This window comes from Microcoleus sp. Pol7_A1, assembly GCF_036701085.1.
Classification (GTDB): Bacteria; Cyanobacteriota; Cyanobacteriia; order Cyanobacteriales; family Microcoleaceae; genus Microcoleus; species Microcoleus asticus.
This window is the reverse complement of record NZ_JAUBQD010000007.1, coordinates 94,013-117,304: the sequence shown is the minus strand read 5'-3', so window position 1 is coordinate 117,304 and position 23,292 is coordinate 94,013. Positions and strand designations below refer to the sequence as shown.

Below are 23,292 nucleotides of genomic sequence, written 5' to 3'. Positions count from 1 at the left end.
CAAATTTACTTTATGACAGTTAAAAAAATGTCAGTCAATGTAGCTAAAGCCAGTAAAAAATCGAGATTGCCAGTATCCAGTTTGCTGCCGAGGATTGCAATTTACAGCGCGGTTATGGGTGGCATCATGGCGTCATGTTACGATTTTAAACTCAATATGATCGCCCCGTCAAGCGATAAGAGATATTCAGAAAACCCACAATATATTAATGCCATCAATAAAGGGCAGCAAGCTTACTATGCAGAGTACGGTCAATTTAGCGCTTCCATTGCAAAATTGGGTCTTGGAATTAAAGAACACACCAAGAACTATCATTACACGATCGTCTCATCAATGGGCCCGGTTCAAACTAGGCACAATCACCGCGAACCAGCACAATTTGAAAGCGCGCTCGCGATCGCGATCGCCAAACCTACTGACAGGAGCCCCCCCGGGAAATCCTACACTGGCGCAGTATTTGCTTACAAAGAAAAGGGTAGCAATCTAATAGAAGTTATTAGTGCTATATGCGAGAGCGATCGGGAGAACGCAAGTTATGCAGAAATTAGGAGTTCGCCAACTTTTGACGGCAAAAAAATTCACTGCCAGCCCGGAACAACGTTATGGCCAAGAAATTAACTGTCAGCCCGGAACAAGGTTAAGGTAAGACCTTGAAACTCTTTTGCATCACTTTTTGACCGTGTAAGTAAAATTGAAACTGCCAATTGCCAGGTTTGTCATCTTTTTGAAAATTGTACCAGCACCAAGTATTTAATCGATCGCCCGTCGTTTTTAAATAAGATTGACTCTGGGCAACAAAGTCTCCTTGAGAGTTGACAACCTTACAATAACCTCTATATTCTCCTTCTGGCAAGTTAGCAGCACTTACAGCAAAATAGACTTTTTTGTTTTGCTTCAAAGACCAAAAATCTCTAGTTTTTGTCGATTCTAGTTCGTCAGTTAACATCACTTGAGTCTGAGGATTTAACTTTTCTGCCTTGATTACTGGTTTGAGATCGACTGCTGTTTGAGGTTCGGGAAATTTCCAGAGCAAAGGAATAAAAATAGCAGCAATTGCTGTTAATAATCCGACTGATATCAGTGCGAGTTTTGACTTGTTACGCTGCTGAACTACCTCTAGGGGAATCAAAGCATTGAGGGCAGCATCCGCCGAAGGATAGCGGTGTTTGAAATTAGGTTCCACCATTTTTTGCAGCCAGTCAAGAAATTCTGGAGTTAGCTGCGGCAAGCGATGTTTAAAATTAATCCGCCCGGTATCGTTCATCAAACTGCCAACTTCGGTAGAATTGATGCCGATTAGCAAGCAAATTAGCGTCGCGCCGAGACTGTATAAATCCGATGCAACAGTTAGCTGCCGGTTGAACATTTGTTCTGGTGGCATAAAGCCCAAAGTACCTTTCACAACGCTGCTGGCGGCCACTTCTCCCCCGCCGATTCTAGCAAATCCGAAATCGACAAGGCTGACATCCATCCGGTCATTTACTAAGATATTTTCGGGTTTTAAATCTCTGTGGATGACTGGCGGAACCCGATTTTGCAGGTATTTGAGTATTTCTAAAACAGAGATAGCAATTTGCTTGATTTGTTCGGGCTTCCAGCGGTTAGAACTTGCCAAGGAAGGGGCATTTTTGTATTCTTGCACCATGCAGAAACCCGATGCAGTTGGGAAGGAATCTAAATAGCGGGGAATGCTAGGATAGTCGAGTTCTCGCAAAATCTGAATTTCGTGTTCGCACGCTTGATATTGAGCCCAATTAGCGCCTGTTTGGGCAAATTGAAATTGTTTGACGGCGACGGAACGTTTGGTATTAATTTCGGTAGCGAGATAAGTAACTCTACCGCCAGCGCGATTGTGTCCGAGTTCGCGGGTTATTTGATAGCCGTAGTTGGAAAAGTCAGGAAAAGCATTCATAGGTAAATAGTTGATAGTTGATAGTTAGTGGTTGAGAGTTGTGATAGTTAATAGCGAGGTTTTTAAAAGTTAGATTTAAAGCGAACTCTCGAAACAATCCGCCAACAACAGGCAGGAATGCAGACTCTTAATATTTGGTAAGGTTTGTAGTGAGGACTTCAGTCATTGAGGTTGAAAGTCCTTGCTGCGAACAAGTTTTTACGGTTTAATTAAATTTGGTTGGGATTTGCGATAGTTGGCAAGCATTCTTTTTGGTTTAAAAACGATCGAGTCAATTAACGGAATTCCAGTGAGGGCTAGAGATGTCATTATCGTTCCTCCTACAACTAATATTTCTCTTGGTTCAACCCATGCTAATTGAGATTCTAAGTTTACACAGAGTAGAAATGCTACTGACAAACTCATACAAAATCCGGCAGTAAAAAAAGCTCTTTTGGTAGCATCTACTTCAAAAATTTGTCTGGCTATCTGCTGGTCAATCAGCTTGTTAAATACCCACTTGACTATCTTGTAAATCAGGGATGCCAGCGTTAGAATCCAGAAGACTCTAAAGAAGCTATCAGTATACAATGAAAATGGTAAAAGCAGCATAATAACTGCTACTATCGTAACATTTTTGATCGTAACATTCGTAATCCTTCCTAGTATTAAGGCTCCAAGTAAAGTTACTGCGAGCGAAACCAGCCGTGACCCAGCATACACAAAACTCATTAATTTATAATCGATCGTACCCTTCGCGAAATCAAAAATAATACTGGTTAATACGCTGCTAATAACATTATAAAATATCAATCCTATTAACCCTCCACATAAAGCTAGAAACCAATTAAAATCATATTTGTTTAATTTGGCTGTAATGGCGATTTCGGCGACTAAAAATCCCAAGAAGCCACTCGTAAAACAGATGGGAAGCAGGATAGTAGTAGTCTCAGAATACAAAAAGATATCAACCCCCGGATGGCCGAAAACATAATCAATTGAGGAAAATATAAAAAATGTTAACAACAAACAGCACATAAAAGTTGCTAAGATCAAACAGCACCTAAAAGTCAGCATGAATACCGACAAAAAATTAGTTTTTTGCGGTACGGGCAGCGGGGCTGTTGTAGCTTGCAATTCTATTGTATGAGTTTCGGGTTCAGAGTTTGCGCGCAAGATGATTTGGCGGTTGTAAGTTTGACTTTCCAGCAATTTGCTCGTATCGACGGCGATTGTGCACTCGATATCATTGCTTTCAAATGCCTGCGGTTCAAAGGAGATCCAAGAGTGGTCGTAGGGCGTGTGGGGCGGATCGTTCGGATGCGGCGCGACTTCCCACCTGCCACAAAGCATTGTGTGGGGAATTGGGTTGCTAATTGCAATAGTTTGTGTTAAGATTTCTCCATATTCTGTGGCGGTGAATTGAATGCGATCGCGCTCAAGTCTGACTTTCGGCATGCTGCTGACATCCAAAGATTCTAGCGCAGTTAAAGCATCCGCAGCCGATGGATATCTGTCTTGCAATCTCGGCGCTACCATCCTCTCCAACCAATTCATCCAACCCTGCTGCAATGGCGGTACTAAATGCCGGAAATGAATGCCATAATTGGCATCAACTAAATTACCGACATCCGCAGATTTCGTACCAGTTAACAAGCAAATCAGCGTTATCCCCAAGCCGTAAAGGTCGGATGCTTTTGTTAATTTTCGGTTGAACATTTGTTCCGGTGGCATGAATCCCATCGTGCCTTTGACGACGCTGCTAGCCGCGATATTTCCACCTCCTAGCCTAGCAAAACCAAAGTCTACTAAATAAACATTGAGTTCGTCATCTATTAACAAGTTTTCTGGCTTAATGTCGCGGTGAATAATCGGCTGTTTCTGAGCTTGTAGGTCAACTAAAATCTCTAAAGTTGCGATCGCAATTTGCTTGATATCCGGCGGCGAAAAAGTCCGGGCGACAGCAGATTCGGCATTTTTGTATTCCTGCACCATGCAGAAACCGCTGTCAGTTTGAAAAGAATCGAGATAGCGTGGAATGCCAGGACGATCGAGATTTTGCAAAACTTTAATTTCTTGTTCGTAAGCTTCGTATTCTTCCCAGCTAGCACCTAATTGGGCAAATTGAAATTGCTTAATTACAACGGATTTTTTTGTGTTAATTTTTGTGGCAAGATAGGTGACGCGGCCGCCCAAACTGTTGTATCCGAGTTCGCGACTTATTTGATAGCCATGTTTGGAAAATTCTGGAAAAGCGTTCATAGGTAATTACTATGGTTGGTAGTAAGGACTTTAGTCCTGAAGCCGTTATCTTATAAGGACTAAAGTCCTTACTACGAACGAAACGATCGCTCCTACAAACATAACTTTTTTGAAAAAAGGCGGCAAGTGTGATAGGATTTGATTTCGCGATCGGTTCTAGCGGGGAGCAGCCGTTAGAGGAAACGGGGAAAGTTCGGTGCAAGTCCGGCGCTGTCCCGCAACTGTAATGAAACCGTTGTGGTTTCTCAAGTCAGAATGCCCGCCGATATCTAACTCACTTTTGAACGCATCTGCGAGGTACGGATGATGGATGGAATTAACACGGCTGTACGCACAAAGCACAGTCTGTTTGTTTGCACTGCTTGCGCTAGTGTTTGGAAAAACGGCAAGCGCGAAGGTAAAAGCGGCGGTCAACAATTTATGGAAGACTTATCGAAACTCGCTAAAGATTGGGAGTTTTCTGATAAATTTGAGATTCAAGAAGTTGAGTGCATGAGTGCTTGCAGTCACTCTTGTGCGGTGTCTTTTGCTGCTGTTGGAAAGTACACTTATCTGTTTGGCGATTTACCAGCAAATGAGTCGGAAAGCGTCGAGGCGGTACTCGAATGCGCGGGTCAATACTATGCCAAACCGGACGGTTTGTTGCCTTGGTCTGAGCGTCCTCAAGCTCTGAAAAAAGGCGTTTTAGCAAAGATTCCACCACTACCAAATTAGATAGGTTTGTAGTAGGGACTTTAGTTTTTCCTTCTCGTTCCTAGGCTTTGCCTGGTAACGCATACGCAGAGGCTCTGCTTCGTATTAAAAGCGCTCCTTTATTCCAGCTAGGCAGAGCCTCTAGATCGGTATTCCTAGGCTATGCCTGGGAACGAGATATCCCATCACCAAATAAGCACAAAATTATCAATGCACAAAATTCCTGTTACTGTCATCACTGGTTTTCTCGGTAGCGGCAAAACTACCTTAATTCGCCACTTATTGCAAAATAATCAAGGTCGCCGCATTGCTGTTCTGGTTAACGAATTTGGCGAAATCGGAATTGACGGAGAACTGCTGCGCGATTGCCAAGTTTGCGACGAAGAAGAAAATGTCAGCAGCAATATTGTTGAACTAACAAATGGTTGTCTTTGCTGCACTGTTCAAGAGGAATTCTTGCCGACCATGCAGGAATTGTTGAAGCGCCGAGAGCAAATTGATTGTATTTTAATTGAGACTTCTGGCCTCGCACTTCCTAAACCTTTGATTCAAGCTTTTCGCTGGCCGGAAATTCGCACCGGTGCTACTGTGGACGGTGTTGTTGCTGTTGTGGATTGCGAAGCTATTGCTAGCGGTACTTTTGTCGGTGATATCGATGCTTTGATGGCACAGCGACAGGCTGATTCTAGTTTAGATCACGAAACTCCGATCGAGGAATTGTTTGAAGACCAGTTAGCCTGTGCCGATATGGTACTTTTAACGAAGGTCGATCGCGTAGATGCGGAAACTCACCAGAAAGTCCAAAGCTGGTTGCAGCAAGAGTTACGCCCGATTGTGAAAATTGTACCCTGCAAAGGTGGCGAAATTAACCCCGATGTGCTAATGGGATTTAATGCGGCGGTTGAGGATGATTTGGAGTCTCGCCCGAGTCACCACGATGCTGAGGAGGAACACGAACACGATGATGATATTAACTCGACTTACTTTATTGCCGATCGCGAATTTGAACCTGAAGCTTTGGTGAAAAAACTGCAATCCTTGATGCAGCAGGAGGAAATCTATCGGATTAAAGGGTTTGTGGCGGTTCCCAAGAAACCGATGAGGATGGTGTTGCAAGGTGTGGGTTCGCGCATAGAATATTTTTACGATCGCCCTTGGCAACCTTCCGAGCTCCGTCAAACCAAATTAGTGCTGATCGGTCGAGAGTTAGAGCGCGATCGAATTGCAGCTATGATTAACAATTAATTGTCATCTCAGAGGGGCGGGTTGATGGATATTTTGAATTGCAGCAAATATTATTGGTAAAACTCGCTCCTCCAAGCTCTCACGAACAATTTATTAACATTATTTAATATTGTGACCGCTGCCAGCAAGTTTGGTATAGAATAGCGATAATGGTTATCATTGTACAATAATCGAGGTCAAGTATGGTGACTGCTGGGGCGATCGAATCAGTTCCTGTTACCGTTCTCACGGGTTATCTCGGCGCAGGCAAAACTACGCTACTCAACCGCATTTTAACACAGGAACACGGCAAAAAAGTTGCAGTCATCGTCAACGAATTCGGCGAAGTAGGCATCGACAACCAACTGATAATTGATGCCGACGAAGAAATTTTTGAGATGAACAACGGCTGCATTTGCTGTACAGTCCGAGGCGATTTAATTCGGATTATCGGCAACTTGATGAAGCGGCGCGACAAATTCGATCACATAGTCATCGAAACCACAGGTTTAGCCGACCCCGCACCAGTAATTCAAACCTTTTTTGTAGACGAAGATATGCGGGACAAATTGCTGCTAGACGCAGTTATCACCGTAGTCGATGCCAAGCACATCTGGCAGCACTGGGACGCAGACGAAGCTCAAGAACAAATTGCATTCGCTGATGTAGTTTTACTCAACAAAACTGATTTAGTGACACAGGAAGAATTGGCAGAATTAGAAAAGCGAATTCGCGCGATGAATGCACTGGCAAAAATTTACCGCACTCGCAACGCTGAATTAGCAATGGAGGCTTTGTTGGGCGTCAAAGCATTTGATTTGAACCGAGCATTAGAAATCGAACCAGACTTTTTGGGCGAACACACTCACGAACACGATGAAACAGTTACTTCCGTAGCAATAGTAGAATCCGGCGCTATTGACCGCAACAAATTCAGCGATTGGATTGAGGAATTGTTGCGGACTCAAGGGCCGAATATCTTTCGGACAAAAGGCATTTTGAATGTCGCCGGAGACAACAAGCGATTTGTTTTCCAAGGAGTACACATGGTGTTTGATGGCCGACCGGATAGACCTTGGAAAGCCACCGAAACTCCGAAAAATGAACTCGTATTCATCGGCCGCAACTTAAAAGAAAATCAATTGCGAGAGGATTTTCGTAAATGTCTGGTTTAACTGAAATCTTGAAGTATTTTTAATAAGCTTTTTTGGAACAGGCAAAATGCCTGTTCCACAAGAATAAAATTCATCTCTTGTGGAACGGGCATCTTGCCCGTTCTTAAAAATAGTGCAACATTTCAGATTCAATAAATATGGATAACAAAAAGACAAATAAAAGTGAACTAACTCTGGAATTTCACGCCAAAGCAATGCTGTCTGACTACGTAACTGCTGTTACTTGGTCGCCGGATGGTACAACTTTAGCAGTCTGTTCTGCTGCGGGCGAAGTGATGCTGGCGGCAGTAGGGGCAGTTAATGAATTGTCCTTGCAAACCCTACAAACTGCCACGGGTAAATCAGCCGATTGCTTGTCTTTTTCCCGCGACAGTCAATTCCTAGCTGCTGGCGGACAAGATGGAAAAGTGCGAATTTGGCGCGTTAATTCTGGGGAATTAATTGCTGGTTTGGATAACCAGCGCGTCTGGGTTGATAAGTTAGCTTGGAGTCCCAACTGCAACCAGTTAGCTTTCAGTATGGGTCGCTACGTTCAAGTATGGAATGCTGAGGATAATGTTGTGGAAGTAACGCTGAATTTCGACTCATCATCTATCCTCGATTTAGCATGGCATCCTATGGTTCAATATCTGGCCGTTAGCGGCTATCAAGGTGTCAAAGTTTGGCATGGCGAAGACTGGGACGAAGACCCGGAAATTTTATCAGTACCCTCGGCAACAGGTGCAGTTTCTTGGTCGCCACAAGGGGAATTTTTAGCTTGCGGCAATATGGACAATACTCTAATTGTTAATGAATGGGGCAATTTTGAACCCTGGGTAATGCAGGGTTTTCCGGGGAAAGTTCGGCAGCTAGCTTGGTCGGATAAAACTAATTCCTTGGGTGCGCCTTTGTTAGCTGCTGCGAGTTCTGAAGGTATTTCAGTGTGGGAAAAACACGCTGATGAAAGTATCGGTTGGGATTCTTGGGGGTTAGAGGTACATGAAAAAGTGGTAAATGCGATCGCCTTTCAACCTAGCACATTTTTATTAGCTTCCGCAGCCGCAGACGGTCAACTTTGTTTGTGGTCTGAAGCAGAACAATTGCTGCAAATTCTAGAAGGTGCAGAGGGCGGTTTTTCCTGTCTCGCATGGCATCCCGAAGGCCAGTTTCTGGTCGCGGGCGGCTGTGCAGGTGAATTGCTGGTTTGGTCACAATCTATGGGCGGCAAAGAGTTCGGGGGGTGCTAAGTTCGCATACGCACCCGTTTTACTAAAACATATACAATTGAAAACTTTAGGACTTACCCACGGGTGCCCAGAAACCGGGTTTTTCGAGCGTCTACTTCGTTGCAGACCGCATCGAGTAAAAAACCCGGTTTCTAAGCGTAGAAGTGCGTCCAGGACTGAACTTGCTCTTTACAAAATCCTAGATTACTATAAGTAGGGCGTTAAATTACTTTTTGGGTAAGTAAGCGTAAAAAACGCACAACAGATAAACCTTGTGCGTCCAGGAGTGTTATCCTCTCTTTCTTGTCAAAATCCCTTGACTGGGACTGAACAGCAAAGCTAGCAAAAATAACCCAAAAACAACTAATACAATTGCCGCACCAGACGGCATATTCAAATAATAGCTGAAATACATACCAGTTACGCTAGCTGTAATCCCAATAATTGATCCCAATCCCATCATTAAATGCAGCTCTTTTACCAACAAATACGCCGTTATTCCCGGCCCGATTAACAGCGAAATTACTAACAGCGCCCCCACAGTTTGCAAACTCGCAACAATCGTCAGCGTAATCGCCGAAATCATCCCGAAATAAATCCAGTTTACAGGCAAACCGGACGCTTGCGCCCCCAGCGGGTCAAAAGTATAGAATAGCAGTTCTTTGTAAAGGAGTTTAACCGCCACCAAAATTATCAAAGTTATGACAAAAGTCTGCTGCACGTCAGCAGGTGCAACTGACAAGATATTTCCGAACAGAAAACCGTCTAGGTCTAATTTGGTGGTTCGCAACAGGCTAATTAAGGTGATGCTAATCGCTAAAAATGTAGATAAAATTAATGCCATGACGGCATCAATTTTGAGGCGCGATTGCGATTGAATCCACGCCATAATTACCGCGCTGATAATTCCCGATATAAACGCGCCGATCGAAATATTGAAACCTAAAGAAAAAGCCACCGGCAATCCGGCTAATACTGAATGGGCAATCATGTCAACCATCATTCCCATTTGCTGTACAATTAAATAGGAGCCAACAACTGCGCAGAGAATTCCTAGCAAAATTCCGACGGCGATCGCATTTCGCATGAACTCGAATTGTAGTGGCTCAATTAGTAGGTTTAACATTGAATTACATCAATAATAGGATTTTTTAAAGCACAATCAACTGCACAGGCGGGACGCCCGTGCGACAATCAACTTTAAAGATAGATCTTTTTTTGCTTACGCCGAAACTAAACTTAAATCGTATCCATAGGCTTTTTGAATATTAGCGGCGGTGAGAACTTCTCGGCAGGAACCCGTGGCAATTAAATGCTTGTTGAGCAACAATAAATTGTCGTACTGTTTTAAAGTTTCGCCTAAATCGTGGCTGATTACTAGCAATGTTTTATTTTCGGCTTTGAGTTCGGCAAAAATATCGAAAATAATTTCTTCTGTTGCTTTGTCGATCGCATTAAAAGGTTCGTCGAAGAAGAATAAATCGGCTTGTTGGGCGATCGACCTTGCTAAAAAAATCCGCTGCTGCTGTCCGCCAGACAGTTCGCCAATTTGCCGATCGTGCAAATCCCACATTCCCACCCGCAGCAAAGCAGCTTTGACCAATTCTTGGGACTGCTTCGAGGGACTGCGAAACCAACCAGTCTGGACAGTTCGCGCCATCATCACCGCATTCCACACCGTAATCGGATAATCCCAGTCAATTTGCGATCGCTGCGGCACGTAAGCCACCCGCGACAACTGTTGCTTCAACAACCGCCCCTGATATTTCACCAAACCCCGACAGGCCGGGATCAATCCCAGCATCGCTTTCACCATCGTGCTTTTCCCCGCGCCGTTGGGGCCGAACACACCGGTTAATTGTCCCGATTCTAAATGGAAATTCACGCTGTTGAGGGCCGAAATTCCGCGATAATTGACAGCCAAGTCTTGCACTTCTAGCATAATTCGAGATTTTGAGAACGATTCTTGTTCGTACCTACTAGAATAGGATAACTCGAAAAAGCAATAACGATTATCGTTCCAAAGGTAAAAATGTTAAAGAAGTTGGCTGGAAAAACCAGCAGATTGTGCGGTGCGACTGTTTTGGCGATCGGCTGCGGACTGGTTGGGTGCAGTGGAGGGCAGAACGCAAGCAATCCGGTGTCAGAGAGTCCGACCGCGACTCAAACTCAAGCCAGTCCCGCCGCCAACTTGCCCAAAGTGGTCGCCACGACTGGCGTTATCTGCGACATAACTAAAGAAATTGCTCAAAGTTCGATCGACACCATCTGTCTCATCAAGCCCGGAGACGACCCCCACGCCTATCAAACCAAGCCGGAAGACCGCAAAGCGATTGAAACAGCAAATCTGATTTTATACGGCGGCTACAACCACGAACCCAGCATCATTAAGTTAATTCAATCCAGCAGTAATTCCGCGCCCAAAATCGCCGTACACGAACTCGCAGTTCCCAAACCGCTGATGGGCGAACACGAGGACGAACACGGCGAAGAGAAAGCGGAAAACCAACCCCACGCAGAAGGCGAAAAAATTCCTGACCCTCACGTTTGGCATAACCCTCAAAATGGCATCCGTATGGTAGAAACAATTCGGGATGAATTGAGCAAAGTTTCCCCCAGCAATGCTCAACTTTATACCAAAAATGCAGCAAGCTTAACAGATGAGCTGCAAAAAATAGATACTTGGATAAAAGCTCAAATTGCGACAATTCCAGCTCAAAAACGCAAGTTAGTAACAACTCACGATGCTCTGACTTACTATGCCGATGCTTACGGTTTGGAGATTGCTGGAGCTTTGCAGGGTGTGACAACAGAGGAACAGCCCACAGCAGCCAGAATTGCGGAATTGTCCTCAGAAATGAAGACTGCAGGAGTGCCGACAATTTTTGTCGAAACCACAACTAATCATAAGTTGATGGAGACTGTGGCGAGGGAGGCAAATGTCAAAATTTCGGACAAGGAACTTTACAGCGACGAGTTGGGAGGCTCCGGCACCGGTGCTGATACCTATGAGGGAATGCTAAAAACTAATACTTGCGCGATTACTTCTGGCCTCGGCGGCAATTGTACTCCCTTCTCAGGACAAGCAACACCAACTCCCAAACCATAGACTTCGTAGGGTGGAGCAAGCACCTTACATTTACTGGGTACGCAGCAAAATGCAGCACTCGCCCTCGCAGGGGTTTTCGATGGCGATCGCTGCGTTTGCTTCGATGACTTTAAGGTGAAATTTCCCCATCGGTGCTGGAGGGTTTTTGCCCAATTCCCAATTGCTTCTTAGAGGTTTTTAAGTCTTTCCAAAGCGCCTTAATATCTTTATAGGCTTTCTCAGAGCTAATTTTTCCCCCAGTTTCTAGCGAGCAAATATAAGTGATTTTTTGAGCAAACTCCTGCAAGTTGGCATTAAACGCCAAGTTTTCTGGCGTGAAATCACCGTAGTAGCGATTGCGAGGATGTAAAAAATCTTCCCGCTCTTTCATTGCCCCCTCCTAATTTAACTTTTGGTATGCAACTTTTGTTTCGGTCTCTGCTGTTAATAGCACTATTTGTACTTAGTATCGCGGCTTTAACTTGCTTCTATTGTATTGCGTAAGTAGCAATTGTGCTTTTTCGCTCTGTATTTAGTCTATTAATACAGTCTTAACCTTAAGTTAGCTTTATTTTAACTTTTCTTTAACCTAACAGCCAAAAAATTGGGAAATGCGAGGTTCGCATCTCCCTTTAGATAGATTTTAGAGCGGTTGATTAACCTTTTCTGAAGCCGAATATTTATTTGTTGCACTCGCAGCCGGTGTGGCCGCAGCCGCTGCCGTTGGGGTGGCCGTCAGCGCAAGCACTAGAACAGTATTGTTTGGCGTCTTTTTCAATGGCGTCACTGAGGTTGACAACGCACAGGCAAGAAGGACAGGCACATTTTGTTTGGGTGGCGGTAGTCATTTTAGATTCTCCTGGTGGGGTTGTTTGTCTGTACTTATATATGAACACATATTCAGATATAAGTCAAGGAAATGTAAAAGTTTTGTTACAAAACGTTTGGCATCGCACTAAAATGAAAATGAGAATTAAAACAAGCCTGGAAAAGATGTCACCCAACTCTGCTGTTAACGGAGCGATAAGTCAGCCTCACGAACAAAACGATACACCAACGTGCGATCGACCGCACCTAGTTGACAGTTTGCGGGCCGGGGACATCCAAACACAAGTTCTCAACACCGCAAAAGCGCAGCGGATGGCAGAGTTTTTCAGTCTTTTGGGTGATGCAAACCGCCTGCGGCTGCTGTCGGTTTTGGCAAAACAAGAACTGTGCGTGTGCGACTTGGCTGCGGCGTTGAGTATGAGCGAGTCGGCAGTATCGCACCAGTTGCGGGCATTGCGGGCGATGCGGTTGGTAAGTTACCGCAAGGTTGGGAGACAAGTTTTTTATAGTTTACTCGATCGCCACGTTTTGGAACTTTACCAAGCAGTCGCCGAACACTTAGACGAAGCAGATTAAGCTTTTGGGCGTGGGGCATTGGTCAAACAGGGCATTGATAATGGATTTAAAATTCTGTAGGGGCGGCTTTTACCAATAATTTCGGCCTAAGACCAATAATCTCGTAAACCCGCCCTCACCAAACTCAATATCAATCTTGGACGGTGTGGCCCGTAGCAACAACCGCCTGTGAAATTGACTCTTCAGAAGCTTGAGCTTCTACTGTAACAGTCTTAGCTGCGACATCCACATTGACAGTAGCACCGGAGTCAACAGTTTTGATTGCTTTGGTAATTGTATCAGCGCAGCCAGAGCAGACGATCGAGGGAACGTTAAGTAGTATTGCCATAATTAAGCAAAATTTCGTAGATGACAGTATTATTTTTTATTTTAATCTAAATTCGTGAAACACGCGCTTTCGCCGATTCCGGCAGGGGTTTAAACCCTGCCTCAAAGCTCAAGTCGCTTAAAACCAAATGTAGAGTTTGACGTTAAAAGTTATACATTTAGGACTAATGCCAACTGGCAGATTAAACACAGGTATGTAGTTGCGCTTCAGCGCTTTTTCCTAAGCTAAGAGCGCTGAAGCGCAACTACGTACCTAACAGTTAACGCCTAGTTGTGACAGTTGGCATTAGTCATAACAATATCACTTCACACTTAATACCTTGGAATATAAATTATTATCCGGTATGCGGCGCCCAACGGCGGCGGCTACAGGTCGCAAACTAACAACTAAATCTACCATATCCGCTAAAGAAAGAGCTTGCCGCGCGTCAGAAACCGATTTTTCCGGTTGCGGGTGACACTCAATAATTAATCCGTCAGCACCGCAAGCAACCGCTGCTTTGGCTAGTGGTGCGACTAATTCTCGCTTGCCGACTGCGTGAGAAGGGTCTACAATTACTGGCAAATGAGTTAACTGTTTCAGCGCTGCGACTGCACCCAAATCTAATACGTTTCGCGTGTAATTGTCGAAGCTGCGGATGCCTCTTTCGCACAGAACTACATCAGGATTTCCGTGACTGAGAATGTATTCGGCGGCCATCACAAATTCTTCAATTGTGGCTGACAAGCCGCGTTTTAGCAGGACTGGTTTTCCGGCTTGACCGATCGCCTTTAGTAACTCGAAGTTTTGCATATTCCGACTTCCTATTTGCAGCATATCAGCATAGGTGACAACTGGCTCGATTTGGGCGATCGACATTACCTCTGTCACCACGGGTAAACCGTAACGCCGGCTGACATCGGCTAAAATTTCGAGTCCCTCAATTCCCATGCCTTGGAAAGAATAGGGAGATGTGCGGGGTTTGTAGACTCCGCCCCGCAAAGCTTGCACGGAGGCGGCGGATAGTTGGCGGGCGACTGTTTCCATTTGTGCGGAACTTTCGACGGTACAGGGGCCGCCGATGATTAATAATTCTGTGCCGCCGACTGAGACTGTTTCTGAGAGTTGAACAATTGTTTGGTGTTCGGGATGAGATTTGGTTGCGAGTTTGGCTTCTAACATTAGGGAATTTTCCTGGAAAATTAAGTGGGTGGTTGACAACAAAAAACCCGGGACTTTTAGGAGTTCCGGGTTGGTGCGAAAAGACAGCGCGACAATTTACCCAGAACTCTTGTTGGGCCAAAAATAAAAGCTGTAGTACCAGTTACTGAATAATGTCATTGCTGTTTTCGCTTGTGCTCGATTGGTTGTTGGGAAAAAACTTGATAAAACAAAACCGCAGGTGTTAATCTGCGGTTCGCCCGGATGTTCACAGTGAATTGCAAATTCACTCCGGGCGAACTTGGCTGTACCAAAAATAAAAATAGCTGTTGGCTGTGAACATAGGTGAAGTGCTGCGATTTGTGGGTTAAACACAATACTATTGGACAAGCTATCACAGGGAGACTGGGATGTCAAGTATTGTTTGCAAAATGTAATTGCTGTTTCCTCCGGGGGCGGAAACGGCATTGCCGTTTCCCTACGGATATCGCGGGGTTCGGCATCACTCCGGGGGCGGACACGGCAATGCCGTTTCCCTACGGATATTGGGGGCTTCGGCATTACTCCGGGGGCGGACACGGCAATGCCGTTTCCCTACTATGATGTTAGTCCCAGCCGAAATCTCGATCGCACAATTGGGCCAGTCTTTGGTTGTGCGATCGAAAATATGCTCTCAATTGCTCGTATACTGTGTCGCTGATGGGCGGATATTGGGTGGCGTTGTATTTTTCGTAGGTTTGTAGTTGGTGCGGCGGCAATTCTAGAAATTCTAAGACGCTGTTGTATGTGCCGAAGGTATTGGTATACAAGTCTTCGCTTTTGAGGATTAAAAGTTGTGATTTGGGAAAAAGTTTCATCCAGGCTGGGAGTTGGTCGGCGTAAATGCCGCGGGTTAGATAACTGTGGTGTTGGTGTTCGTAACTGTAGTAGTTTGGGTTGGTTGTGAGTTTTTCTATTTCGCCTTGGAGTCTTTCGGGTTCGGAGGCGATCGCACTTTCTAATGATAGGGATTCGTAGCCTATTTTGATATAGTAATAATAGTGGGAAATGGCGCGTTCTACTGGGTTTCTCAGCAGGGCGATTATTTTAACTTTTGGGCATAAATCGTGGATTCGTTGCGGAACTTGGGGGTGACAGATGTAGTAGGGGCTGGCTTCTCCGGTTAGTAAATTTTCGCCTGTTTGGGGCTGGGGAAATTGGGTATAGTACCAGTCTGGGCTTTTGTCGAAGTTGAAGTCGAAGTAATGGATTTCTTTTTGGGCGGCGGGGGCGATTTGGGGATGTTGGATTAAGTAATTGTACAGAGACGTTGTGCCGCCTTTTTGGGCGCCGATGATGATGAAGTCGGGGGGTTTGGGAGTTTGTTTCACGGGTGGGGGTGATAGGTTGATATTTTGCACTTGTACTGACAGTGCGCCGGGGGGTAAAATGGAAGTTCGATCGCACTTTGACGCATTACGGAAATTCGATCGCACTTTGACGCATGGCGGAAATTCGATCGCCCAAATTAGATTCGATCGCACCGATACGCCTGACGACAATTCGATCGCCCACTCTACATTCTAGGTTCCGGCGATTGAAATCGCTAGCAACGCCAGCACAGCAACAAAGTCGGCAACGCAAGGGCTGGGAAATACAAAAATTGCGATCGCGATCGCAGTTTTTGGGCGATCGCACAGATTCTCGATCTGGACACTGACAATCGGATTGAAATAAGCTAGGGTGTAGTTCCCCAGACCAAAATCTTTGCAGGGCAAATCTTTCGCTGAAAAATATATTATCGGCGGTGATTTTGGTTGCGGGTTTGTGGGTTTTATGTTTCAGCCGAGGTACAGATTTAAATTTGTGCAAGAGGCTGATATGCAAGTTGCGAAAAATGGGAACAATATAAAGATGGGATTGTACTGTCAAGCAGTAACTACCTGCAATACCATCTCTGAAATTATTCAGGAAGGCGTCAATGTTTAAGAGCAAATTATCCAAAGTTATCGTATCGCTGCTGCGGCGGATTGCTGGTGTTACCAGATCTGGCGCGAAGCGGCTGATGAGAGCAATGCTGCAAGCGCTGATGGCTATGGGCCGCAGGGCGAGACTGCCGATGGCGGGGTTTGTGCTGCCGACGGTGACGATGGTGTTGCTGGTAGTGATATTGTTGACTGTGGCGATTACCCTGCGATCGTTCGATCGGGCTAATACGGCGCGTAACGTGCGCGTGAACCAGCAAGTGCTGGCGGCCGCGACTCCCGCGCTCGATCGGGCGAAAGCAAAAATTCAGTTTCTGCTGCTGGAAGACCCGCGGAAGCCGCTGGCAACCCCATCCGATCCAGAATTGTATCGGCTGATATCCGATAGCACTGGTGGTGGTACTGGTATCGATAATTATACCTTCGGGGACGAGACACGCCTAAAACTTAAAGCTGACCTAGACGGTAACGGTAGTATATTATCCCCCGATCTTCCCCTTACCGATACTCGCAGTGTCGAGATCAATGAATCTATAAACACTGCTTGGAGATATGCTGTCGATACGAATAACGACGGCAAATATGACACTTTTACCCTCTACGGCATATTTTTCCGCAGCCCCCCACGCATTCCATCAGGTGCTAATGCAGGCGAGTTCACCAGGCCAAGAAAAACGCTGGAAGCAAGAACCCCACCGATGTCCCTTGGGGTACTGAAAAAAGGATGTGAGGCAGCGGCAGGTAATAGTGCTAGCTTGGTTGGGGATTCCAGTTGGTACAGTATGAACGGCCGACTGTCAAAAAGTTTCTTTGTTTACACCGTTAATGTACCGATTACAGCCTCGGAAGCTAGCAGTTTGGGTAATGATTATAAAGCATTCACAGGCACTAGCAGCATATCCGCTCTCGAATACCAGCAAGATCAAAGTCGCATTCCCCTCAGCAACAACGCGGTTGTGTACGAAGACGACTTAGAAATATCTCCTGGTCCTCCCATAAATATCAACGGGCGAATGGTTACAAATAGTAATCTTATTGTGTCGGGGATAGGCGGTGATGACAATTTAAAATTGTATCAAGTTAGCAGCCAGAATTCGTGTTTTTACGAACAAGAAAATAGCAAAATAATTGTCGGTGGTAATGTAGTAAATGGCGGTTCTGGTGATAATTTTCCTTCTAAGACAGTTCAAGTACACCTGTTTAAAAAGCCTGCTCCAATAATAGATCAAAAAATTAGCGCGACAGTCACTGCTAAAAAAACGGGTCAATCTGTTGGAACATCAAGTAAAGCTTTAGATGTACTTTACAACAACGCAGCGTTTCAGGATCGCATCAGTTTGCTAGTGGGATGGCAGTCGAGGACTAAACCCGTTACTGATGACCCATTATCAGTCCAGAAGAGACCGACCACTCAGAGCCGGGAGCAAGCACTAGAAAATTATTTTAAACTCACAACCCGAAAAGTTCCCTTTGCGGAAATAGCATTTGGAGGAAACGGAATTGATGGCTTCGATCCGCTACCACCAGCACCTGCCGCACCAACAGGAGCCTCGCCCATTCTAGGTAGCGGAGAGAGTCTACGACCGATCGATCGGTGGAACCTTCCGCTTGATGCCAACACTAACCTAAGTCTCAATCTCAACCAGCTAGAAGCAACAGAGATCGTTCCAAACAAGCCGATCGAAGAAGAAACATACCTCGGCGATCGTGTGGTTGCAGGCAACAGCTTGCCTAATAAGTGGTGGGACAGCACTAAAAGTGAATTAGTCAGCACAGAGCAACCAGTCGCTGGAAAGTGGAATACCGACACAACACAACCAACTCGCACGCGGACTTCGCAGATAACACAGCTCGCTGACGTGGGGGCGACAGACCGAGGCAACGGTTTAGGAGAAAAGACAGATCCAGACCTAAGAGACGGTTTCTGGGAAGCATCAGCAGCCCGAATACCTAAAACAATAGTCGATGGGATTGGCGGTTTGCGTGTCATCACCAGTGCTGGAGTTTACGATCGCAGAAATTCCTTCCTGCCACCACCTGTATGGCTTGATGCTGCTGGTACTCCAAAATATGGACGAGCAACAATCAATGACTCCTTGGCTGCCGCAAATACTTATGACGACCCAGCAATGCCGGGTACACAGGAGTTCCCAGTGGTTTGGCCCGATACGATGCCGATGTCGCCCCTGGGAAAGGGGTCTAAAGTCTATAACAATAATGCTGCTGTCGGCAGCTCTCGTGATTCAAATTGGATTGACTTTCCAGGGCCCACAGATGGCTCGGGGCTGCCTACCGGAGTAGCCGCTACTACAACATCCCCCGTTGTTGAGATTGCCGCCAACAATCCCCAATATGCCAAGGGTGATTTGCGGATGCGGGCATCGGCAGTTTATCACTATGCAGAGAAAGGCTACAAGGCTGACGACATTGTTCCACCAGCTCAGCCCGTTCAAGAGCCGATCGCTTGCGTCAGCAGCTATTACGACCCCAGCAGCGCTTTGACAGCCCTCAATCTCGACGGGCTAGCCAATGTCAGCGGACAGGGAACACAATCACCAGCCGTATTAGCAGGGCTACCGGCACTTGGAGGAGCGCAGCCGAAATTCATCGGATCTAACAACGGCATCACCTACTCCGCCCCTACAACAACCAGACCAACGGGTGCTTCCACTCCTGGGGCTAACGGCTTGTTGACCGGTGGCAATACAGTTTTGGATAATCAAGCCAACTTAGTCTTCCCCGACGGTCGCTTTGCCAACGGGCCTTTGAGATCGGCTCTCCAAGTGGCTGACACCGAGCGCACATTGGCACAAAAAGCTGCTATTGATTCAACGCTTTGTGCACTCGACATTCTAAAAGGCGCTATCACTCCCGCTCCCGCAAAGATTCCTCACGGGGTAATTCAAGAAGTTGCATTTTTGGATGCCAGAGAAATCAAGGCAGTCGATCGCGACGATCCGAATACCAATGTTAATGAAGCCTTTACGCTGAGCAGTCCTCTCGTACCAGGAGTAGGAAAAATAAAACCAGCAAACTTAACAGGAGATTACAATCAGCCCATAGAAGAACGGCAACCCCTAGAAATTCGCGCCACTCAGATTGATTTAGATCAACTTCGGAAGAAAGTGATCGCTCAAACAAATGCTACTGGACCAAGCCCGGAGTATTTGCTGCCCAACAGTGGAATAATTTATGCTAGCCGAGATGACGCGCTGCCCGATCGCAGCGATCGGACAGGCGATGAAAAGACCAGCAAAAGAGTCAGCCCCTCGGACTCTCTGCTCGATCCAACCCGCAAACCCAACGGCATTGTCCTAATCAACGGTAAGGAACTATTCCGCGGCACGACCCCGGATGTAACGAGCGTGACAGATTTAGTCAAGCAAAAAGGCTTGATTTTAGTTTCTAACGTGCCGGTTTATATCAAAGGAGAGTTTAATCTTCACACCGGGGGCACTACTGGGCAAGAGTTTGAGCAGGCGCTGACGGGTGAGTGGACTGAAGCTAATTTCTACGAACAGCGGATCAAGCTTAATGATAGCTTTGCCTGTCGCAAGGGCGACCCCCGACTTAAGGCTTGTGCGGGTGACAATTGGCGTCAGGCAACTGTACTAGCAGATGCTGTCACCCTGCTGTCAAAGAATTACCGTTTTGGCTTCCGCAACGAGGGTGACTTTGACCTCAGAAATAATGTCGGCGCTGCTGCTGTATTGCCTCGCAAACAGCAAGGATTTTTCAACAACAACTTTGTCACTAACGGGCTCACTAGCGGGGCATTCTCAAATACTGGCAATCTCGTTGCGAGTGGAGGGCTTACAGACGCAAGCTACAAGAACGTCACCGGTAAGCTTGATAGTTCTTACTTCACTAACTTCGCCACCCCTGTCCAGCGGCGCGCGAACTTCCCAGAGTATTTGATGGAAGTTTGTATAAAACTGCCTGTTTCTGAATGCAAAGCTGACGACTGGTATGTCGATCCGCTAGCAGCAACACCAGTGAGGGCAAACACTGCCGGGGGGGGTTATGCCGCAGCCACTAGCTTTAAAGCTGGAACAACAGCTACTCCCCCAGCACTAGAGTTGCAACGTTTCCCCCGCCGCGTTGCTTTTAAAAGAGACGCTGCTAGTGGTTATGCTTTGACAGGAGAGCCATTAGGAATTACTGCTGCGGGAAATGCTGGTCCTGGTCGTGGTGAGCCAAAACCCAATTCTCTGTGGTTTGCCACTGTAGATGGCGCTTCTATAAATTACAACGGGACTTCTGGTGTGCCCTATGCACTCAACACCAATGTCAATGACTGGAATAATCAACCGTTGCCGAATTCCATAGCAACTCCTACCCTCCAGCCGCTGCTGATGCCAGTCGATCAGCTCCAAACAGTGAAAGAGGATACAGGATCGGGAAATACTCCACCGCAAGGTGTTCCCGTTAAAACCACGGGGTGGATAACACGAGCCACAGAGACAACATTTAATTTAATCATCGGCTCCGGGGACATTCCTTCACGAAAGCTCGGCAGCACTACGGGTGACTTTAACGGTGGCTTGCAAAACTTGCCCCGCTTCTTGGAGAGCTGGAATAATGGCACAAACAACATTAAGGCTAAGATTCAGGGTTCTTTCGTCCAACTAAACCGCAGTGCCTATAGCACTGGGCCTTATCAGCCGATTTTGCCATCAGCCTCTCCGCAGAGGATAGATGCTGCTAAGAAGCTAAAAAGTCTTTTCACGCCCCCAACGGCAACGGCGACTCCTCCTCCTACAGTTGCTTATACACCTCTTGAAGTTCTTGATGACACCGGCAAGAGGTTCCCTGGATACAAAATTGATAATATTATCATTCCCTTCTTCATACCGCCAGCTCGGGATTGGGGTTTTGATGTAGGTCAGCTATCTCAGCCGCCTGACTTGTTTACCCAAAGGTTCACTACTCCTCCCAGAAAGACTGAGCCGGCTGAGTATTTCCGGGAAGTACCTCGCAATGACGAATGGGTAACAACTTTGATGTGCGGAGTCATTGACGATACACCCGCCACGAAAGCCACCGAAACGCTCACTCCTGCAGATCGAGCTAAATGCCCTAGTTAACCCTCTAACTTTCCGCCGCGCAATTACTGGAGTCCTATTTATGACTAAGCGACAACAACAGCAAAATTTATCCCAGTCACGAGATGGTGGCTACACGATTATCGAGTCATTGGTAGCGATGATTGTAGTTTCGGTGCTGATGATTGCGATCGCCCCTGTGATGGCTTTTTCAGTAGCAACTCGCGTACAAGCGCGGCGGACGGAACTGGCCACCCAGGCGGCGAGAACTTACATCGACGCTCTCAGAACGGGGGCGATCGCGAGTCCAACACCAGGCCCGGCTGGTAAAGGATTCCCAATCCAAGTCTCAAAAACAAATGTGGCAGATGCGGATGCTCCGACAAACTCCAGCAATTTATATCCCCTTGACATGGATGGGGGAGGTTTTAGCCCTACCAGCAGCACAGACTTTTACGTTCAAGGTGCTTGGCGAAATCCATCAAATCCCCCCGATCCTACAAAAACAGGCTACGAGTTAATGGTACGAGTTTACAGGGCTGATTCTTTTGCCTCTGGGGTGACTTTAAAGCAGAACCCAAAGGATGAGAAAAAGCAATCTGTTGTGGGTTCTGGTTTGGGCGATCGTACCATGCCGGTAGTAGAAATGACTACACAAATTCCCCGTACTACAGGAGAGACCTCCTCCTATGAATCGTTCTGCGCTCGACTCAAAGGCGCCAAAGGATGTCAGTAATCATCAAAGTCCCCGTTATTAAATTGAAAATCGCTCCCCCCATTTGACAAAGGAAACAGTCAAAATGAAAACTTTACTCAGGTTGCTTCTCAAAAGTCAGCACCAGCGAAACCCCTCCGGACCAGTTCAAACAGAAAAGGGCATGACTCTGGTTGAGCTATTAGTCGGAGCAATTATGGCATTTTTAATCATTACGCCGATGCTCGGTTTTGTAGTCGATATGCTGAATACCGACAGGAGGGAACAAGTCAAGTCAAATACCGAGCAAGACCTTCAGGCAGCCGTTGATTTCATCGCCCAAGATTTGAGCCAAGCTATTTATATTTACGATCAGGTGGGAATCACTGCCACCACTGCTAAACTTCCTCCTCCTCCTACAAATACCACAGGTACTCCAATTTTAGTATTCTGGAAGCGACAGCAAATTAAAAATGCTGTTCCTATTAATTCGACTGTTAGTGCAAAAACACCAAGCGCTTGCCCACCTAACGGTAGTGAGTGCAACGACACTTATGTACTATCATTAGTTGTCTATTATCAGATTAGAGATATTGCACCTAACCCTACTTGGTGTCAGCCTTCAGGAGGCACTTGTCCTACTCGTATTGCTCGCTATGAAATTAGGGATGGAGTGAAAAACCCAAGTTCATTCGATCCCACCAATCCTTACTACAGTCTTACTGACGCAGACGAATATGCACCAGATGCAGCTTTTGATCCAAGTTTTGACATTAGTAAGCCCCTAGTAAATGTGACGAAGGGAGCCGGTTTTAAAGATGCTCAAGTATTGGTTAATTATATTGACCACAGCTCAGGGCCGACAGTCACAGTTAATGAATGTACGACCGCTCTTGGCAATCCCATGGATACAACAGGAGTCACGCCCAAAGCAATCCCAGAAACAACGCTAAGAATACCCCCCGCGCCGCCAGACATCGTAAATAGCTTTTACGCTTGTGTTGATACATCTAAAAACATAGCCAGAGTTACGCTCAGAGGCAACAGCCTCCGCCGCCTTCAAACTGATGCTAATTATGATGCCAAGAAATCGGCATTTTTTCCAACAGCAAGCATTCAAGTACAAGGTTTAGGTGGGTTAGCAAAATAACTGAGGCATAAAACACATTTCCGAATCGC

The 23,292-nt window shown here is 46.2% G+C and carries 20 protein-coding genes and 1 riboswitch; of the genes, 10 read left to right on the top strand and 10 right to left on the bottom strand.

Annotation, left to right across the window (positions count from 1 at the left end; genetic code table 11):
• Window positions 1-12 precede the first annotated feature (12 nt).
• Window positions 13-618, top strand: a complete 606-nt coding sequence (locus tag QUA20_RS06965; RefSeq protein ID WP_333186907.1) for a type IV pilin-like G/H family protein — start codon at window positions 13-15, stop codon at window positions 616-618.
• 19 nt (window positions 619-637) lie between these two features.
• On the opposite strand, the gene QUA20_RS06960 is transcribed toward QUA20_RS06965, so the two are convergent.
• Window positions 638-1,912: a serine/threonine-protein kinase gene (locus tag QUA20_RS06960; RefSeq protein WP_333186904.1), complete on the bottom strand. Its 1,275-nt coding sequence runs from the start codon at window positions 1,910-1,912 to the stop codon at window positions 638-640.
• A gap of 198 nt (window positions 1,913-2,110) precedes the next feature.
• On the bottom strand, window positions 2,111-4,153 hold the full coding sequence (locus tag QUA20_RS06955) for a serine/threonine-protein kinase (protein ID WP_333186902.1): 2,043 nt from the start codon (window positions 4,151-4,153) through the stop codon (window positions 2,111-2,113).
• A 134-nt stretch (window positions 4,154-4,287) separates the two neighbouring features.
• A riboswitch (cobalamin riboswitch) is annotated at window positions 4,288-4,434 on the top strand.
• 22 nt (window positions 4,435-4,456) lie between these two features.
• Here QUA20_RS06955 and QUA20_RS06950 point away from each other — a divergent pair.
• The 4 genes from QUA20_RS06950 to QUA20_RS06935 all read left to right on the top strand — a co-directional run bounded on the left by QUA20_RS06950 (window position 4,457) and on the right by QUA20_RS06935 (window position 8,471).
• Window positions 4,457-4,867 (top strand): DUF1636 domain-containing protein, encoded by a 411-nt coding sequence (locus QUA20_RS06950; protein WP_333186900.1) that lies wholly within the window; start codon window positions 4,457-4,459, stop codon window positions 4,865-4,867.
• Between the two features lie 189 nt (window positions 4,868-5,056).
• A complete protein-coding gene (cobW, locus tag QUA20_RS06945; protein WP_333186897.1) occupies window positions 5,057-6,091 on the top strand; it encodes a cobalamin biosynthesis protein CobW in 1,035 nt (344 codons plus the stop codon).
• A 182-nt stretch (window positions 6,092-6,273) separates the two neighbouring features.
• Window positions 6,274-7,245: a GTP-binding protein gene (locus QUA20_RS06940; RefSeq protein WP_333186893.1), complete on the top strand. Its 972-nt coding sequence runs from the start codon at window positions 6,274-6,276 to the stop codon at window positions 7,243-7,245.
• 137 nt (window positions 7,246-7,382) lie between these two features.
• Window positions 7,383-8,471, top strand: coding sequence for a WD40 repeat domain-containing protein (locus QUA20_RS06935; RefSeq protein WP_333186891.1), 1,089 nt, complete (start codon window positions 7,383-7,385; stop codon window positions 8,469-8,471).
• A 268-nt stretch (window positions 8,472-8,739) separates the two neighbouring features.
• Here the strand turns inward: QUA20_RS06935 and QUA20_RS06930 are convergent, their stop codons facing one another.
• Both QUA20_RS06930 and QUA20_RS06925 read right to left on the bottom strand, forming a co-directional pair.
• On the bottom strand, window positions 8,740-9,576 hold the full coding sequence (locus QUA20_RS06930) for a metal ABC transporter permease (protein ID WP_333186888.1): 837 nt from the start codon (window positions 9,574-9,576) through the stop codon (window positions 8,740-8,742).
• A gap of 96 nt (window positions 9,577-9,672) precedes the next feature.
• Window positions 9,673-10,392, bottom strand: coding sequence for a metal ABC transporter ATP-binding protein (locus QUA20_RS06925; RefSeq protein ID WP_333186886.1), 720 nt, complete (start codon window positions 10,390-10,392; stop codon window positions 9,673-9,675).
• Between the two features lie 90 nt (window positions 10,393-10,482).
• Between QUA20_RS06925 and QUA20_RS06920 the strand changes: the two genes are divergently transcribed.
• Window positions 10,483-11,559, top strand: coding sequence for a metal ABC transporter solute-binding protein, Zn/Mn family (locus tag QUA20_RS06920; RefSeq protein ID WP_333186883.1), 1,077 nt, complete (start codon window positions 10,483-10,485; stop codon window positions 11,557-11,559).
• Window positions 11,560-11,668: 109 nt separating this feature from the next.
• On the opposite strand, the gene QUA20_RS06915 is transcribed toward QUA20_RS06920, so the two are convergent.
• Together QUA20_RS06915 and QUA20_RS06910 are read right to left on the bottom strand one after the other, a co-directional pair.
• Window positions 11,669-11,929 (bottom strand): DUF7219 family protein, encoded by a 261-nt coding sequence (locus QUA20_RS06915; protein WP_333186880.1) that lies wholly within the window; start codon window positions 11,927-11,929, stop codon window positions 11,669-11,671.
• Window positions 11,930-12,218: 289 nt separating this feature from the next.
• Entirely contained in the window at window positions 12,219-12,386 is a 168-nt protein-coding gene (locus QUA20_RS06910; protein ID WP_333186877.1) for a metallothionein, read from the bottom strand.
• Between the two features lie 145 nt (window positions 12,387-12,531).
• Between QUA20_RS06910 and QUA20_RS06905 the strand changes: the two genes are divergently transcribed.
• On the top strand, window positions 12,532-12,942 hold the full coding sequence (locus tag QUA20_RS06905; RefSeq protein ID WP_333186875.1) for a metalloregulator ArsR/SmtB family transcription factor: 411 nt from the start codon (window positions 12,532-12,534) through the stop codon (window positions 12,940-12,942).
• A 130-nt stretch (window positions 12,943-13,072) separates the two neighbouring features.
• Here QUA20_RS06905 and QUA20_RS06900 read toward each other — a convergent pair whose 3' ends face one another.
• From QUA20_RS06900 to QUA20_RS06885, 4 genes are all read right to left on the bottom strand, one after another.
• Window positions 13,073-13,270, bottom strand: coding sequence for a heavy-metal-associated domain-containing protein (locus QUA20_RS06900; RefSeq protein ID WP_333127422.1), 198 nt, complete (start codon window positions 13,268-13,270; stop codon window positions 13,073-13,075).
• Between the two features lie 300 nt (window positions 13,271-13,570).
• Window positions 13,571-14,431 (bottom strand): 3-deoxy-7-phosphoheptulonate synthase, encoded by an 861-nt coding sequence (aroF, locus tag QUA20_RS06895; protein WP_333186873.1) that lies wholly within the window; start codon window positions 14,429-14,431, stop codon window positions 13,571-13,573.
• Between the two features lie 584 nt (window positions 14,432-15,015).
• Window positions 15,016-15,951 (bottom strand): sulfotransferase domain-containing protein, encoded by a 936-nt coding sequence (locus tag QUA20_RS06890; RefSeq protein WP_333186870.1) that lies wholly within the window; start codon window positions 15,949-15,951, stop codon window positions 15,016-15,018.
• Window positions 15,866-16,321: a hypothetical protein gene (locus tag QUA20_RS06885; RefSeq protein ID WP_333186868.1), complete on the bottom strand. Its 456-nt coding sequence runs from the start codon at window positions 16,319-16,321 to the stop codon at window positions 15,866-15,868. The genes QUA20_RS06890 and QUA20_RS06885 overlap by 86 nt, the downstream gene beginning before the upstream one ends.
• A 49-nt stretch (window positions 16,322-16,370) precedes the next feature.
• Here QUA20_RS06885 and hpsA point away from each other — a divergent pair, with 49 nt between their 5' ends.
• The 3 genes from hpsA (at window position 16,371) to hpsC (ending at window position 23,263) form a co-directional block, all read left to right on the top strand.
• Entirely contained in the window at window positions 16,371-21,461 is a 5,091-nt protein-coding gene (hpsA, locus tag QUA20_RS06880; RefSeq protein ID WP_333186865.1) for a hormogonium polysaccharide biosynthesis protein HpsA, read from the top strand.
• 40 nt (window positions 21,462-21,501) lie between these two features.
• The gene (gene hpsB, locus QUA20_RS06875; protein WP_333186863.1) at window positions 21,502-22,155 is read left to right on the top strand and encodes a hormogonium polysaccharide secretion pseudopilin HpsB; all 654 of its coding nucleotides are present in this window, start codon (window positions 21,502-21,504) and stop codon (window positions 22,153-22,155) included.
• 64 nt (window positions 22,156-22,219) lie between these two features.
• Window positions 22,220-23,263 (top strand): hormogonium polysaccharide secretion pseudopilin HpsC, encoded by a 1,044-nt coding sequence (hpsC, locus tag QUA20_RS06870; protein ID WP_333186861.1) that lies wholly within the window; start codon window positions 22,220-22,222, stop codon window positions 23,261-23,263.
• The last annotated feature ends 29 nt before the right edge of the window (window positions 23,264-23,292 follow it).

What these genes read in the sequence shown, in the direction of transcription:
- QUA20_RS06905 (WP_333186875.1), top strand. Translation starts at nt 12,532, where the DNA reads ATGTCACCCAACTCTGCTGTTAACGGAGCGATAAGTCAGCCTCACGAA.
- QUA20_RS06955 (WP_333186902.1), bottom strand. Translation starts at nt 4,153, where the DNA reads ATGAACGCTTTTCCAGAATTTTCCAAACATGGCTATCAAATAAGTCGC.
- QUA20_RS06960 (WP_333186904.1), bottom strand. Translation starts at nt 1,912, where the DNA reads ATGAATGCTTTTCCTGACTTTTCCAACTACGGCTATCAAATAACCCGC.
- QUA20_RS06940 (WP_333186893.1), top strand. Translation starts at nt 6,274, where the DNA reads ATGGTGACTGCTGGGGCGATCGAATCAGTTCCTGTTACCGTTCTCACG.
- cobW (WP_333186897.1), top strand. Translation starts at nt 5,057, where the DNA reads ATGCACAAAATTCCTGTTACTGTCATCACTGGTTTTCTCGGTAGCGGC.
- hpsB (WP_333186863.1), top strand. Translation starts at nt 21,502, where the DNA reads ATGACTAAGCGACAACAACAGCAAAATTTATCCCAGTCACGAGATGGT.
- QUA20_RS06920 (WP_333186883.1), top strand. Translation starts at nt 10,483, where the DNA reads ATGTTAAAGAAGTTGGCTGGAAAAACCAGCAGATTGTGCGGTGCGACT.
- QUA20_RS06965 (WP_333186907.1), top strand. Translation starts at nt 13, where the DNA reads ATGACAGTTAAAAAAATGTCAGTCAATGTAGCTAAAGCCAGTAAAAAA.
- QUA20_RS06900 (WP_333127422.1), bottom strand. Translation starts at nt 13,270, where the DNA reads ATGGCAATACTACTTAACGTTCCCTCGATCGTCTGCTCTGGCTGCGCT.
- QUA20_RS06915 (WP_333186880.1), bottom strand. Translation starts at nt 11,929, where the DNA reads ATGAAAGAGCGGGAAGATTTTTTACATCCTCGCAATCGCTACTACGGT.
- hpsC (WP_333186861.1), top strand. Translation starts at nt 22,220, where the DNA reads ATGAAAACTTTACTCAGGTTGCTTCTCAAAAGTCAGCACCAGCGAAAC.
- QUA20_RS06930 (WP_333186888.1), bottom strand. Translation starts at nt 9,576, where the DNA reads ATGTTAAACCTACTAATTGAGCCACTACAATTCGAGTTCATGCGAAAT.
- QUA20_RS06910 (WP_333186877.1), bottom strand. Translation starts at nt 12,386, where the DNA reads ATGACTACCGCCACCCAAACAAAATGTGCCTGTCCTTCTTGCCTGTGC.
- QUA20_RS06950 (WP_333186900.1), top strand. Translation starts at nt 4,457, where the DNA reads ATGATGGATGGAATTAACACGGCTGTACGCACAAAGCACAGTCTGTTT.
- QUA20_RS06925 (WP_333186886.1), bottom strand. Translation starts at nt 10,392, where the DNA reads ATGCTAGAAGTGCAAGACTTGGCTGTCAATTATCGCGGAATTTCGGCC.
- hpsA (WP_333186865.1), top strand. Translation starts at nt 16,371, where the DNA reads ATGTTTAAGAGCAAATTATCCAAAGTTATCGTATCGCTGCTGCGGCGG.
- aroF (WP_333186873.1), bottom strand. Translation starts at nt 14,431, where the DNA reads ATGTTAGAAGCCAAACTCGCAACCAAATCTCATCCCGAACACCAAACA.
- QUA20_RS06935 (WP_333186891.1), top strand. Translation starts at nt 7,383, where the DNA reads ATGGATAACAAAAAGACAAATAAAAGTGAACTAACTCTGGAATTTCAC.